13 protein-coding genes are annotated in these 13383 nt (G+C 65.9%); 4 read left to right on the forward strand and 9 right to left on the reverse strand.

The annotated features are described in order from the left end of the window. The first annotated feature begins 17 nt into the window (after positions 1-17). From IPF36_RS28005 to IPF36_RS28020, 4 genes are read left to right on the forward strand one after another with little or no spacing between them, the layout of a single operon-like run. Positions 18-1091, forward strand: coding sequence for a histone deacetylase family protein (locus tag IPF36_RS28005; RefSeq protein ID WP_135703791.1), 1074 nt, complete (start codon positions 18-20; stop codon positions 1089-1091). Positions 1092-1129: 38 nt separating this feature from the next. After that, positions 1130-2377 (forward strand): Zn-dependent hydrolase, encoded by a 1248-nt coding sequence (locus IPF36_RS28010; RefSeq protein ID WP_135703792.1) that lies wholly within the window; start codon positions 1130-1132, stop codon positions 2375-2377. Beyond that, the gene (locus IPF36_RS28015) at positions 2374-3288 is read left to right on the forward strand and encodes a DMT family transporter (protein ID WP_195431568.1); all 915 of its coding nucleotides are present in this window, start codon (positions 2374-2376) and stop codon (positions 3286-3288) included. The genes IPF36_RS28010 and IPF36_RS28015 overlap by 4 nt, the downstream gene beginning before the upstream one ends. Further along, on the forward strand, positions 3285-4784 hold the full coding sequence (locus IPF36_RS28020; protein WP_195431570.1) for an aldehyde dehydrogenase: 1500 nt from the start codon (positions 3285-3287) through the stop codon (positions 4782-4784). The genes IPF36_RS28015 and IPF36_RS28020 overlap by 4 nt, the downstream gene beginning before the upstream one ends. A 57-nt stretch (positions 4785-4841) precedes the next feature. Here the strand turns inward: IPF36_RS28020 and IPF36_RS35175 are convergent, their stop codons facing one another. From IPF36_RS35175 to IPF36_RS28060, 9 genes are all read right to left on the reverse strand, one after another. After that, positions 4842-5249, reverse strand: coding sequence for a PDDEXK nuclease domain-containing protein (locus IPF36_RS35175; RefSeq protein WP_368671207.1), 408 nt, complete (start codon positions 5247-5249; stop codon positions 4842-4844). Then, positions 5171-5578 carry a DUF1016 N-terminal domain-containing protein gene (locus IPF36_RS34880; RefSeq protein ID WP_255519919.1) on the reverse strand — a complete coding sequence of 136 codons (408 nt, stop codon included), beginning with the start codon at positions 5576-5578 and terminating at the stop codon, positions 5171-5173. The genes IPF36_RS35175 and IPF36_RS34880 overlap by 79 nt, the downstream gene beginning before the upstream one ends. Positions 5579-5643: 65 nt before the next feature. After that, on the reverse strand, positions 5644-5829 hold the full coding sequence (locus IPF36_RS28030; protein WP_116319659.1) for a hypothetical protein: 186 nt from the start codon (positions 5827-5829) through the stop codon (positions 5644-5646). A gap of 457 nt (positions 5830-6286) precedes the next feature. After that, positions 6287-6979 (reverse strand): aspartate/glutamate racemase family protein, encoded by a 693-nt coding sequence (locus tag IPF36_RS28035; RefSeq protein WP_195431572.1) that lies wholly within the window; start codon positions 6977-6979, stop codon positions 6287-6289. A 162-nt stretch (positions 6980-7141) separates the two neighbouring features. Next, positions 7142-8305 (reverse strand): ATP-binding protein, encoded by a 1164-nt coding sequence (locus IPF36_RS28040; RefSeq protein WP_195431574.1) that lies wholly within the window; start codon positions 8303-8305, stop codon positions 7142-7144. A gap of 122 nt (positions 8306-8427) precedes the next feature. Continuing rightward, positions 8428-9528 (reverse strand): CaiB/BaiF CoA-transferase family protein, encoded by a 1101-nt coding sequence (locus IPF36_RS28045; RefSeq protein WP_195431576.1) that lies wholly within the window; start codon positions 9526-9528, stop codon positions 8428-8430. Positions 9529-9556: 28 nt separating this feature from the next. Beyond that, positions 9557-10546 carry a tripartite tricarboxylate transporter substrate binding protein gene (locus tag IPF36_RS28050; protein WP_195431579.1) on the reverse strand — a complete coding sequence of 330 codons (990 nt, stop codon included), beginning with the start codon at positions 10544-10546 and terminating at the stop codon, positions 9557-9559. A gap of 63 nt (positions 10547-10609) precedes the next feature. Continuing rightward, entirely contained in the window at positions 10610-11815 is a 1206-nt protein-coding gene (locus tag IPF36_RS28055; protein ID WP_135703798.1) for an acyl-CoA dehydrogenase family protein, read from the reverse strand. 14 nt (positions 11816-11829) lie between these two features. Next, the gene (locus tag IPF36_RS28060; RefSeq protein ID WP_133095205.1) at positions 11830-13383 is read right to left on the reverse strand and encodes an AMP-binding protein; all 1554 of its coding nucleotides are present in this window, start codon (positions 13381-13383) and stop codon (positions 11830-11832) included.

Genomic DNA, 13383 nt, shown 5'->3' on the forward strand with positions numbered 1-13383 from the left:
TACAACCTACCTACACCATGCGTGCCTTCTTCTCGGATGATCAGTTGCTGCACGAACCCCGCCAGTTCATGCGCGCGGGGCGGTTGTGCGCGCCGACCGACGTGCCGGCCCGCGCGGCGGCACTGCAGCGCGCGCTCGCCGCGCGCGGCATCGAACTGGCGGCGCCACCCGATTGCGGGCGCGCGCCGCTGGAAGCGGTGCACAGTCCGGCCTATCTCGACTTCCTCGCCAGCGCCTGGGCGCGCTGGCAGGAACTGGCGCGACCCGGCTTCGAGCCCGGCATCGAAGTCCTGCCCAATCTATCGCCGTATCACAACGGCAAGGTCGGCGAGCCGCGCCGTCCCGTGTGTCCCAACGATTCGGTGATCGCCCAGGCCGGCTACTACCTGGGCGACCTCAGCTGCCCGCTCGGGCCGGACAGCTGGCGCGCGATCCTGCGCGGCGCGCACAGCGCGGTCGCGGCGGCCCGCCATGTGTGCGAGCGGCAGGACGGCGCCGGCATGGCCTATGCGCTGTGCCGCCCCTCCGGCCACCACGCCCACAGCGACCGCGCGGCCGGCTTCTGCTATGTCAACAACTCGGCCATCGCGGCGCAAACGCTGCTGGCCCGCTTCGGCAAGGTGGCGGTGCTCGACGTCGATGCGCATCACGGTGACGGCACCCAGCAGATTTTCTATCACCGCTCAGATGTGATGACGATTTCGCTGCATGCCGATCCGGCCGATTACTACCCGTTCTACACGGGCTATGCGAACGAGCGCGGCTATGGCGCGGGCTATGGCTACAACCTCAACTTCCCGCTGCCGCACGGCAGCGGCGACGCCGAGTTCCTGTCGGCACTGGACGGCGCACTGGACGCGCTGCGCGACTATCGCCCGCAGGCGGTGGTGCTGGCGCTGGGCTTCGATACCTACGAGAACGATCCCATCAGCGTCCTGAAGGTCAGCATGGATGGCTACCGCGGCATCGGCGAGCGCATCCATGCGCTGGGCCTGCCGACGGTGGTGGTGCAGGAGGGCGGCTACGAGGTCGAGGCGATCGGCCGCGGGCTGGATGCATTCCTGGCGGGTTTCGCACCTGCGACCGCATAAGGCTGAATGGTGCAATCACCAATACCAGGAGAACTGCAATGACTAGCAAGATCGCCATCAACGGCCAGCGCCTGTGGCAATCGCTGATGGACCTGTCGCAGATCGGCGCCACGCCGAAGGGCGGCAACGCGCGCCTGGCGCTGACCGCGCTCGACGGCCAGGGCCGCGACCTGGTGTGCGGCTGGATGCGCGACGCGGGCCTGACCGTGACGGTGGACCGCGTCGGCAATATCTTTGGCCGCCGCGCCGGGCGCAACGATGCGCTGCCGCCGGTGATGACCGGCAGCCATATCGATACGCAGCCGACCGGCGGCAAGTTCGACGGCTGCTTCGGCGTGCTGGCCGGGCTGGAAGTCATGCGCACGCTCAATGACTATGGCGTGACCACCGAAGCGCCGCTCGAACTGGCCATCTGGACCAATGAGGAAGGCACGCGCTTCGTGCCGGTGATGATGGGCTCGGGCGTGTTCGCCGGGATTTTCCCGCTGCAGACCGCGCTGGACGCCACCGATACCGAAGGCAAGCGCGTGGCCGACGAACTGCAGGCGATCGGCTACGCCGGTCCTGACGAGGTGGGCGGGCGGCCGGTGGGGGCGTATTTCGAGGCGCATATCGAACAGGGCCCGGTGCTGGAAGCGGCGGACAACGTAATCGGCGTGGTCACGGGATCGCTGGGGCTGCGCTGGTACGACGTGACCGTAACCGGCATGGAAGCGCACGCCGGCCCCACGCCGATGCCGCTGCGCCGCGACGCGCTCTATGGCGCCACCCACGTGATGCAGGAAGTGGTTCGCATCGCGCATGACTTCGCGCCGCACGGCCGCGGTACGGTGGGCGTGGTCGATCTCCACCCCGGCTCGCGCAACGTGATCCCCGGCGCGGTCAAATTCACGGTCGACCTGCGCCATGAAGACGCCGGCAAGCTGGCCGAGATGGACGCCCGCTTCCGCGCCGCATGCGAGGCGCTGGCGCAGGGCCAGACCACTGGTGCCACGTTCGACGTGAAGGTCGAAGACGTGCAGTACTTCCCGCCGACGCCGTTCGCGCCGGAACTGGTCGACCATGTGCGCCGCGAGGCCGTGGCGCGCGGCTACAGCCAGCAGAACATCGTCACCGGTGCTGGTCATGACGCGGTGTACATGGCCAGCGTCACCCCGACCGCGATGATCTTCGTGCCCTGCAAGGACGGCATCAGCCACAACGAAGTGGAAGATGCCCGGCCCGAGCACCTGGAAGCCGGCGCCAACGTGCTGCTCGGCGCGATGGTCGCGCAGGCGGGCGCATGACCGCCGCGGCGCACGGCGCGCCCGACTGGTGGCGTGGCGGGCTGCTGTTCCTGTGCGTGGTGACGCTGTTCGCTACCGTGGACGCAACCGCCAAGCACCTGGTCGGCCGCTATCCCGCGCCGTTTCTCAACGCGGTGCGCTACGGCGCCACGCTGGCGGTAGCAGTGGCCATGCTCGCTATGTCCGGCCAACTGCGCGGACAGATCCGCTTCTGGCGCACCCCGCACCGCGGCCTGCTGTTGCTGCGCGGGTTGATGCTCGCGGTGGTCGGCACCTGCTTCATGACCGCGCTGCTGTGGATGCCGCTGGCCGAAGCCACCGCCATCTATTTCATGGCGCCGCTGATGGTGGTGGGCCTGTCGTCGTGGATGCTGGGCGAGAAGGTCGGCTCGCGCCAGTGGCTGGCGGTAGGCGCAGGCTTCTGCGGGATGCTGCTGATCGTACGCCCCGGCGGCGCGGTGTCGTGGCTTGGTACCGTGCTGATGCTGGCCGCCACGCTGGCCTACGCCATGCTGCAACTGCTGACCCGGCGCATGGCGGGGCAGGTCGATGCGCGCGTGCAATACGGTTTTGCCGCGCTGATCTGCATGGTCGCCACCGGCGTGCCGGCACCGTTCTTCCCGCCCCCGGTTTGGCCCGACCTGGCCGATTGGCTGGCGATCCTGGCCATGGGCCTGATGAGCGCGGCGGCGCAGGTGCTGCTGATCCTGGCGCTGCAGCGCGCCCCGGCATCGCGGCTGGCGCCGCTGAGCTATTTCCACCTGCTGCTGGCGCTGTTCTACAGCGCGCTGTGGTTCGGCCGTTGGCCCGACGCGCTGGCGCTGGCCGGCATCGCCCTGATCGTGGTCGCTGGCCTGACGCAGACGCTGCCGTCGCCCGCGGCCCTGTCAACCAAACGAGGAACCCCATGAGCGAAACACGCGACCTGTCTTACTGGCAGGCCCGGGCAGCCGCACTGCGCCCGCAAAGCCGTGCCTGCATCGGCGGCGCATGGACCGATGCCGCCGACGGTGCCACCTTCGACACCATCAACCCCGCCACCGGCGCGGTGCTGGCCAAGGTGGCGGCATGCGGCGCGGCCGACGTCGACCGTGCCGTCGCGGCGGCGCGCCAGGCCTTCGAACAAGGCGTCTGGTCCGGACTGTCACCGCGCGAGCGCAAGGCCGTGCTGCTGCGGCTGGCCGCGCTGATCGAAACCCACCACGAGGAACTGGCCCTGCTGGAAACGCTGGACATGGGCAAGCCCATCGGCGATACGCTGGCCTACGACATTCCGGAAGCGGCGCGCACCTTCGCGTGGTACGCCGAAGCCATCGACAAGATTTACGATGAGATCGCCCCCACCGGCGGCAACGTGCTCGCCACCATCACGCGCGAGCCGCTCGGCGTGGTGGCGGCCGTGGTGCCGTGGAACTATCCGTTGCTGATGGGGAGCTGGAAGGTCGCGCCTGCGCTGGCTGCGGGTAACAGCGTCATCCTCAAGCCTGCCGAACAGTCGCCACTTACCGCGCTGCGGCTCGCCGAGCTGGCCGCGGAAGCTGGCATTCCCCCCGGTGTCTTCAGCGTCGTGCCCGGACTGGGCGCACAGGCCGGGCAGGCGCTCGGCCTGCATCCGGACGTGGATTGCATCGCCTTCACCGGCTCCACGGCCACCGGCAAGCGCTTCATGGAATATTCCGGCCAGTCCAACCTGAAGCGTGTCTGGCTCGAATGCGGCGGCAAGTCGCCGCACATTGTGTTTGACGATTGCCCCGACCTCGACCGTGCCGCGCAGGCGGCCGCCATCGGCATCTTCAACAACCAGGGTGAAATCTGCATTGCCGGCTCGCGGCTTTATGTCCAGCGCGCCATCTATGAGCCGTTCATGGAGAAGCTGGAGGCGTATGCCCGAGCAATGCAGCCAGGCGATCCACTCGACCCGGCATCCTCCATGGGTGCCATCGTCGATGCGCGCCAGCTCGACCGCGTGATGTCCTACGTGGACGGCGGCCAACGCGAAGGCGCGCGGCTGCGCCTGGGCGGCGAACGCGTCCGCACGGACACCGGCGGCTACTTCCTGCAGCCCACCATCTTCGAATGCCCGAGCCAGTCGCTCAGCATCGTGCGCGAAGAAATCTTCGGTCCGGTGCTGGCCGTGACTGTGTTCGACACGGAGGACGAAGTCGTGCGCATGGCCAACGATTCGCCTTATGGGCTGGGCTCTGGGTTGTGGACCGCCAACCTGTCGCGTGCGCACCGGGTCTCGCGGCGGCTGCGGGCTGGACTGGTGTGGGTCAACTGCTATATGGATGGGGATATCACGGTGCCGTTCGGCGGGGTCAAGCAATCGGGGTCGGGTCGGGACAAGTCGCTGCATGCGCTGGACAAGTACACCGATTTGAAGACTACGTGGATAAGCCTTGAGTAGCTACGGACGGAGGGGCCCCATGGTCAGGAGGCTGCGGTCTTCTCTATCCTGCTGACGCTATGCTGGGCTTCCAGCTCGCGTCGTCTGATCCAGCTTCTCGGCAAGTAATCGTTCATCGGGTAGTACAGTCCGATACTCGGCGGCCAACACTGTGTTGGACAGACCTTCGATTGAGTAGCGCGCTTCCGAGGCGCCCAGTTCCGTGCACAGAATCAGACCAACCGGGGGATTCTCCCCCGGCTTCATCCAATTCTCGCGCGCATAGTTCAGGTAAAGGTGCATTTGGCCTGCGTCGGCATAGCTGAACTTACCAACCTTGAGATCCACAAGCCACAGCGTAATGCCTCGGTTTCGTAGAAGTCCCGCGTAGTGGCTCTTGACTGAGATCAGGCGCACATAGGCGGACCAGGGCAGACGGAAGGCCTGCGCAGGACGGTAAGGTGAAGTGGCTTTTCGTGCACACATTTGCCAGGCAGTGTCTGGCAAATCTTCTCTGCCGGCCAAAATTGGTAGAAGGTGCGCATCTGCTGCAGGTTTTGCCTACTGAAGCCTCGGCCGAACCGGGAGGAAAGGTCGGATGCCAGACGTCCGAGCAATGCGTCGCCATACCCGGCGCGTTCTTGTCCTGCCTGTTCGAACTCGGTGATGCGTCGGCCGATTTCCCAGTATGTAGCGGTCATGAGGGCGTTCACGCTTCTTGCGGCTGCACCTCGCGCGGATTCCAGCAATGCCACGACTTCTCGCTGGATGAGCGCGTATGCCTGGCTGTCGGGGAGTGCGCTGGTCGTGGTCATGTTGTTGTCGTCAAGCTTGAGGTTATGCGCTGGCGGATGCCGAAGCGCCGCCAACGCATGCGCCGCTACGCTGTGAGCGGGTCCGCGTCCATCAACTCGGCCAGCTTAGCCTGCACCATCCCCAGCAGGCATAGCGCGCTGAAGCACTCTTCGGAACGTACGCTCAGCTGTTCCAAAAGCGCGAGCACGCCTTCAATGCCGGCGCGGATTTGATGCAGGGAAACACTGGTTTCGACTGGTTCGATCGTCATGGATGACACCTCACTAAGTGGTTGCGCCACCCAAGTCAGTGAGGGCGGCGGGTCAAAAGCGAGGGTGGAAATACCGGAAGAACGCGAAAAACCGGCCCAGCCTTGCGGCTGCCCCGCTCGACCCGCCATGGAGCCAATCGGTCCGTGCGAGTACACAGACGTTGCCCATTGGTGCGGCAACGTCTGTTCGCGTCAATTGCTCGGGTTTCCACGCCCGGTCACCGGCAATCCGATGACGCAACCAGTATTTCGTGGATGCGCCACGAAGGCGATAAGAGATGTCGCATTCCCATTGGGAAAGCGAAGCTTGCAGGAACGCGGCTCGCTAGGAAATCGCTGAGTCCTGAAACCGGTGCAGGCGATGGAGAAGGGCAGAAAGGCGATACTTGGCGCAGCAGGCGTGCTGGGATCACGCCGGCCAGCACCTCAGAAATCGCTCAAGATAGGGCAGGGCCGCTTAGCCGAGCGCCAGCGTCACCGCAGCCTGCGCATGCAGCGCCGTGGTATCAAACACCGGCAACGCCACGTCATACTGCCTGAGCAGCAGCGTGATTTCCGTGCAGCCGAGGATCACGCCTTCGGCGCCCTGCGCCGCGAGCGCGGCGACGATGCGTTGGTATTCGGCCCTTGACTCATCTCGCACGATGCCGTGGCATAACTCTTCATAGATGACATCGTGCACGCGTTCGCGATCGGCCTGCTCCGGCACCAAGACGTCGATGCCATGCAGCTCGCGCATCCGCCCGCGGTAGAAATCCTGCTCCATCGTGAAGCGGGTTCCGAGCAAGCCGACGCGCCGGATGCCGGCCTGACGCAACGCGTGCGCCGTCGGGTCGACGATATGGATGAAGGGCACGTTTAGCACTGACTCGATTGCCGGCGCCACGCGATGCATGGTGTTGGTACACAACAGCACGAAGTCCGCGCCACCGGCCTCGACCTGCCGCGCGGCCTGCTGCATGAGCCGGCCAAGCTCATCCCATTGCTCCGCGTGCTGCAGTGCCTTGATTTCTTCGAAGCAGACGGTGGCCATGAGGCTGCGGGCATTGTTGTGCCCGCCCAGCCGCGTTTTCATGTCCTGGTTGATCAGCCGGTAGTACTCGGCGGACGACTCCCAGCTCATGCCGCCGATCAGTCCGATGGTCTTCATGCTCTGACTCCCCTTGGCACAATCGGCCCCTTTGACTTTGAGAAAAGTAGCAAGGAAGGGCAGTAGCGGACAGGGACAATTCTGCTGGTTTCCACCCGGCCAGTGCCGGCACGAATTGCGATGAAGGCGAGCTGTGAAAGGCGACGGCTATCTTGCTTCCCGCTACAGCTTGCCTTCAAGCGACTTGCGCTCCAGCCAGATCTCCTGCACGAACGGGTCAGTCACGCCATAGATCCCGTGCCCTTTGCGCATGATCAGGTTCGTCGCCATCATCTCGTTGACCACAGGCTGTGCTTCCTCGATTCGGACTTCACGTCCCAGGGCAGCGGAGTATGCCGCGGCGGACTCGGCCGAGAACAAGCCGCGGGCGTCACCATCTGCGCAGGCGATGCGATCGAAAATCGCGGTAGCCAGTCCACCCAGCTGTTCGAGCTTCATCAGTTCAAGGTCGGCAGCGGTCGAGCGGAGCGTGTTGGCGATGACCGGCAGGTGCTCGTCCGGATTGCTGCCTGGGGGCAAGTGGAAATGCAGTTGCCGCAAGGCTTTGATCATCTCTTCCGGCCGGTTGCCCAGTGCGCGGAACGCCTGGACGGCAACGTCCAGCGATGGACGCGCGCTGAATCCCTCTGCCGACAAGCGTTCCAGCAGATGTGCGATGTAGTCTTCACCAAGCACGGGGTAGGAGACCGAGGTAGCCCCTGCAAAGGCCTGGTTGCGGCGCGCTGTCAGTTCGCCAACCAGCGCCCGGTGCGAGCCAGTGCCTACAAAGATGAAGTAGCCAGGCGTATTGGGGCGTGGATTGACGGCATCGCGGGCTGCCTTGAGTGCCAGTAGCATACGATTGCCCTCGTCGGAGGTGATGGCGTGCTGGACCTCGTCCACGATCAGGACCAAGTTGGTCTTGGCCTTGTCGACGACTTCGGCAAGGGCGTGGGCCAGCGTGGCACCGCCGGGCTCGCCAACGCTTTCAAGCTTGAACCCGAATCTGAGGCCAAAGGCGCCAAGGTCGGCCCCCGACACGCGCTTGAGCTGCCTGAGGGCGGCGGAGCCCGGCTGCTCCAGTTCGGCAAGCGTCTTCTTTACCGCGGCAAGGATGAGGGACGCAGGGCTGCGTTGAGTGTCGCTCCAGAGGTCAACGTAGATAACGATCGCACCGTCGGCCTCGAGGGCTGGAACGAGGTCGTTGATAAGAAACGTCGTTTTTCCGGTGCGTCGTAAGCCCGACAGGAATAAGCCTGACCGCAGCCCTTCGTCCAGCACGCCGGGGTGGAGCAACTGCTTCGACATCTGGCTTGCAAGGGCCGGGCGACGATAGATGTTTGTCATGGCGCACTTATTGGAAATTATTGGATTCCAATAATTATAGCCGAGCAATAATTCTCGCTAATCCGTTAGGGCTCAGCGCTTCGTATCGGTGTAAAGTGACGAAAAGAATTCTTTTGAGCCGTTTAGCGCGCCGTTCCCTTTCCGAGACCGGCCACAAAGTCGTCCCCCTCTGGCAACCCTAAGGAGAACCCGACCGGGAAGTTCACCGCAATCCCGTCTTCTCCTGCTGGGCGCCGCACCACCCCTCGCGCCCGTATGTGCGCATCCTCAAACAATTCCCCCGCCCCCAGCACCGGCGAGAACGGTATATCCAGCGGTCCGAAGAAAGCCTCCCAATCGTCAAGGTCGCGCGTCCGGAACACCGCCGCAAGCAGGTCATTGACCGCCAGCTTGTGCCCATAGCGCCCGGCCCGTGTGGCATATCGCGGATCGCGCAGCGCAGGAAATTCCTCCCCAAGCGCCTCGCCCAGGTTGACCCAGAACTTGTTCTCCAGAATCCCCATCGCCAGATGCCTGCCGTCGCGCGTCTCGAACAGGTCGTTCTCCGGCATCACAGTCGGCGATTCCTGCGGCGCCGCCTCATGGCCGCGCGCTGCCCAGGCGCCGTGGGCGGTCCATGACAGGATGGCGTCGTGGATCGATACGTCCAGATGCTGCCCGCGTCCGTGCTGCCGCGCGCTCATGATGGCCACGGCCAGCGACAGCGCGGCATAACCTGACGCGGCATAGTCCGACACGCGCACGCGCGGGCGCGAGACCTTGTCGTGCACCTGCACCGGCGTCGCCCAGTAGCCGGCCAGCGCCAGGTAGTTGAGGTCATGCCCCGCGTGGCTGGCGTACGGTCCGGTCTGGCCGAAGCCCGAAACCGAGCACAGCACGATGGCCGGATTGACGGCGGCCAATGCCGCATAGTCGAGTCCCAGCCGTTTCATGACGCCGGGGCGGAAGCCTTCCACCACGGCGTCGGCATTGCGCGCCAGTTCAAGGAAGGCCTCGCGGCCGGCGTCGGTTTTCAGGTCCAGCGCGATGGACTTCTTGCCGCGATTGAACTGCGCATAAGCCGCAGGACCGAGCTGGCGGATGGAGTCGCCGCTGCCGGGCTGCTCCACCTTGATCACATCGGCGCCGAGTTGCCGCAGCAGGTTGCACGCATGCGGGCCGGGCAGCAGCTGGCTGGCGTCGATGATGGTGACGTCCTTCAGGCAGGACCATTCTGGTTTCATTTGCAATCCCGGTTTGAAAGCAGGGCGCTCAGCCCAGGTCGCCGACCATGCCGATCGACTTCATCAGCTCGCCATAGCGCGAGTTGTCCGCGGCCACGACCGTGCCGAACTGGGCCGGGGTTGCGCTGCGGCGCAGTTCGCCCGCGCTGGCCTTGAGCTGCGCGTCGAACACGCCGGCATTCTGCAGCGCGGCGACGGCGGCATGGAGCTTCTGGGTTAGCTCGGCCGGGAAGTTGGCTGGTGCAAACAGCCCGCTCCAGTTGTCGATGACAAAGCCGGGCGGCAGCGCTTCGGCCATGGTCGGCACGTCCGGGAAGAACGGCGAGCGCGCGGCGGCGGTGACGGCCAGCACGCGCACCTGCTGGTTGCGCACATACTGGGTCGCCGTGCCAAGCACCGGCATGCCGAACTGGGTCTGCCCGGTCAGCATGGCGGTGATGATTTCCGGCGCGCCCTTGTACGGGATGTGCACTGCGTCGCAGCCGGCTTGGTGGAGCATGGTTTCCACCGCCAGATGCGCGATGCTGCCCTTGCCGCCGGAGCCGTAGTTGAACTTGCCCGGCGCTTTCTTCATGGCGGCGACCAGCTCGGCCGCGGTCTTGTACGGCGACGATGTGGGCACGACGAGCGCGGTCGGCCCGCCGGAAAGCGCGGTGATCGGCGTGAAATCGCGCGCCGGATCGTACGGCATCTTGCGGTACATATGCACGTTGATCACGTGCGTGTTGGCGAGGATGCCCAGCGTGTAGCCGTCGGGCACGGCACGCCGCAGCGCGGTGGCGCCGATGATGCCGCCGGCGCCGGGCATGTTCTCGACCACCAGCGGCTGGCCGAGCTTCTGGCCAAGCTCCGCCGACAGCGTGCGGGCAGTATTGTCCGGCGTGCTGCCGGCGATGAACGGGACGATCAGCCGGATCGGCCGGTTGGGATAGTTGGCAGGGGCCGCGGCGCGGGCGGGCAGAAAGACGCTTCCCAGTGCGGCGGCGCCAGCGGTGGCGAGCCATTCTCGGCGGTTCATGCTAGGTCTCCGTGGTCTTGTTGTAGTGTCCTGATGCCGGCGGCGACCGTGCCGCCGGCACGGTCATGCCTGTTGCTGTTTCGGCGGCTGCGCCTGCTGCTGCAGCGGCTCCAGTATCGCGCGCGCGATGGTGTTGCGCTGGATCTCGCTCGTGCCGGTGAAGATGCGGAACATGCGCAGCTTGCGGAAGGTCTGCTCGACCGGATGCCCGCGCGTGACGCCCACGTTGCCGTGGATCTGTACCGCCTTGTCGGCCACTTCGAAACAGCGTTCCGAGACAAAGAGCTTGCACGCCGCGGCTTTCATGCGCAGATCGGCGCCGGCGTCTGCCAGTGCCGCGGTGTGCGCGATCATGCTTTCGCAGGCCCACAGCGCCGCGGCCATATCGGCGAGCATGTGCTGGATTGCCTGGAAGCGCGCGATCGGGCCGCCGAACTGGCGCCGCTTGCCGGCGTATTCCACCGACGACTCATAGGCTCGCATGGCCAGCCCCAGCATCGACGGGCAGTGCAGCAAGCGGTTCACGTTGATGCGCGACATGCCGAGCTTGAAGCCGTTGCCCTCGCCGCCAAAGATATTGGCGCGCGGCACGCGCACGTTGTCGAAGCGGATATCGCCGTCGATATGCTGGCCCGACATCGGCACGTACTCGTTGGTCACGGTCACGCCCGGCAGGTTCAGGTCGACCAGGACCGCGCTGATCGCCGGCGGCGTCGTGGTGGCATCCGTCACGCACATGACGATGGCGAAGTCCGCGAACGGCGCGCCGCTGATGTAGTGCTTGCCGCCGTTGATCACCAGCTCGTCGCCGTCGGCGGCCGCGGTGGTCTTGATGCTTTGCGCGTCGGATCCGGAATGCGTTTCCGTCAGCGCGAAGCAGGTCGACTTCTCTCCGCGGATGACCGGCTCGAAGTACTGCTTCAGCTGCGCCGGCGTGGCGTACTTGAGCATGTTGCCCACGCGCGGCGGGCCGCCCAGGTCGCCCAGCACATGCGCGGCCAGCGTCGAGCCGCTGGCGGCAAGATCGGCCTTGAGCGCGCATTGCTCCTGGATATTCAGCCCTTTGCCGCCGAGCGATTCCGGCAGGCAGGCGGCATAGAAACCCAGTTCGTACGAGCGGCGCCAGACCTTGCGCAGCACTTCGCGCGGCCACGGGTCTTCGGAGCCGAGCCCCAGCTCCTGCTCCAGCGGGCGCAGTTCCTCGTCGATAAAGCGGCGGATGCCGGCGCGGGTTTCCACCAGCACGGGGTTGGTCAGGTGATCGAACATGACAGGCGGGCTCCTTAGTTGACGCGGCGCGCCACGCCTTGCCAGTAGCGTTCGCGCACGATCTTGCGGGCCAGCTTGCCGCTGGCGTTCTTGGGCAGTTCGGCGACAAAGTCGACCGAACGCGGCGATTTGTAGTCGGCGATGCGCTCGCGGCAGTGCGCGATCAGCTGCTGCGCGCTGGCCTCGCGGCCCGGGCGCAGCGTGACCACGGCCTTGACGCTCTCGCCCCAGGTGTCGTCGGGCACGCTGATGACGCAGGCTTCAAGCACGTCGGGGTGCTGGTACAGCGTGGCTTCGACCTCGGTCGGGTACACATTGAAGCCGCCGGAGATGATCATGTCCTTCTTGCGGTCGACCAGGTACAGGTAGCCGGCGTCGTCCACGCGTGCCATGTCGCCGGTGTGCAGCCAGCCGTCGACGATGGTCTCGGCGGTCAGCGCGGGCTCGCCCCAGTAGCCCTGGAACACGTCTTCGCCGCGGATCACCAGTTCGCCGATCTCGCCGGCCGCGACCTCGCGGCCATGTTCGTCGACCACGCGTACTTCGGTCTCGCCCAGCGCGCGGCCACACGAGGCCAGGCGCTCGGGGTGGTTCGCGATCGCGTCGGCGTGGTCGGCGGTCGACAGGCGCGTGACGCCGGAGGTCGATTCGCTGGCGCCATAGCCTTGCGACAGGACCGGGCCAATGCGCTCCCACGCCTCGCGGATACGCGCCGGCGCCATGGGCGCGGCGCCGTAGGCCAGCGTCTTCAGGCTGGACAGGTCGGCCTGCGCCAGCGAGGGCTCGGCCATCAGCATGTTGATCATCGCCGGCACCATGAACACGTGCGTGATGCGCAGCCGCGCCACTTCTGCCAGGAAGTGCGCGGGCTCGAACTTGTCGAACAGCACCAGCGTCGCGCCCAGGTACAGGTAGGGCTGCATCAGCATGCCGGAGGCGTGCGTGACCGGGCCGATCAGCGCCAGCCGGTCGCCGGGGCGAGCGGGGCGGTCCATGCCGGCCACCATCTTGCGTAGCGCCGCCATGCGGTTGCCGTAGGTCTGCATCGCCGCCTTGATTTTGCCGGTGGAGCCGGACGAGAAGTGCAGCACCGCGAGATCGCTGGCAGCGGGCGCGATGTCCGGCGGCGTGGTGCCGGCGTTGGCCAGCAGTGATTCGTAGCCGACATAGCCTGCTGGTGCTTCACCGATGGCGATAAACGTCTCCACGCTGCCAAAACCCGGCGTGGCGCGCGAGTAGCCGGTGTAGCCGGGGCCGGCGATCAGCACGCGCGGCGTGCAGTTTTCGACCACATCACTGGCTTCCGTGGCGGTAAAGCGCGGATTCAGCGCCGCCTTGACCAGGCCGGCTTTGTACAGCGCGCACTCCAGTTCCACCAGCTCGGGCCGGTTGCGCGCCTGCACCGCGACGCGGTCGCCGCGCTGCAGCCCGAGCGCCAGCAGCGCGTTGGCCAGGCGGCTGGAGCGCTCTTCCAGCTGGCGGTAGGTCACCACCTGGTCCTGGTAGAGGATGGCGGGCTGGTCGCCCCAATAGCGCGCGGCGCGGCGCAGGAAGTACGCGAAACTCAT

Source organism: Cupriavidus sp. IK-TO18 (assembly GCF_015549295.1).
Classification (GTDB): domain Bacteria; phylum Pseudomonadota; class Gammaproteobacteria; order Burkholderiales; family Burkholderiaceae; genus Cupriavidus; species Cupriavidus oxalaticus_A.

Coding starts and splice junctions, on each gene's coding strand:
- IPF36_RS28030 (WP_116319659.1), bottom strand. CDS start 5,829: ATGACGATCGAACCAGTCGAAACCAGTGTTTCCCTGCATCAAATCCGC.
- IPF36_RS28010 (WP_135703792.1), top strand. CDS start 1,130: ATGACTAGCAAGATCGCCATCAACGGCCAGCGCCTGTGGCAATCGCTG.
- IPF36_RS28050 (WP_195431579.1), bottom strand. CDS start 10,546: ATGAACCGCCGAGAATGGCTCGCCACCGCTGGCGCCGCCGCACTGGGA.
- IPF36_RS28005 (WP_135703791.1), top strand. CDS start 18: ATGCGTGCCTTCTTCTCGGATGATCAGTTGCTGCACGAACCCCGCCAG.
- IPF36_RS28045 (WP_195431576.1), bottom strand. CDS start 9,528: ATGAAACCAGAATGGTCCTGCCTGAAGGACGTCACCATCATCGACGCC.
- IPF36_RS34880 (WP_255519919.1), bottom strand. CDS start 5,578: ATGACCACGACCAGCGCACTCCCCGACAGCCAGGCATACGCGCTCATC.
- IPF36_RS28020 (WP_195431570.1), top strand. CDS start 3,285: ATGAGCGAAACACGCGACCTGTCTTACTGGCAGGCCCGGGCAGCCGCA.
- IPF36_RS28015 (WP_195431568.1), top strand. CDS start 2,374: ATGACCGCCGCGGCGCACGGCGCGCCCGACTGGTGGCGTGGCGGGCTG.
- IPF36_RS28060 (WP_133095205.1), bottom strand. CDS start 13,383: ATGAGTTTCGCGTACTTCCTGCGCCGCGCCGCGCGCTATTGGGGCGAC.
- IPF36_RS28040 (WP_195431574.1), bottom strand. CDS start 8,305: ATGACAAACATCTATCGTCGCCCGGCCCTTGCAAGCCAGATGTCGAAG.
- IPF36_RS35175 (WP_368671207.1), bottom strand. CDS start 5,249: ATGTGTGCACGAAAAGCCACTTCACCTTACCGTCCTGCGCAGGCCTTC.
- IPF36_RS28035 (WP_195431572.1), bottom strand. CDS start 6,979: ATGAAGACCATCGGACTGATCGGCGGCATGAGCTGGGAGTCGTCCGCC.
- IPF36_RS28055 (WP_135703798.1), bottom strand. CDS start 11,815: ATGTTCGATCACCTGACCAACCCCGTGCTGGTGGAAACCCGCGCCGGC.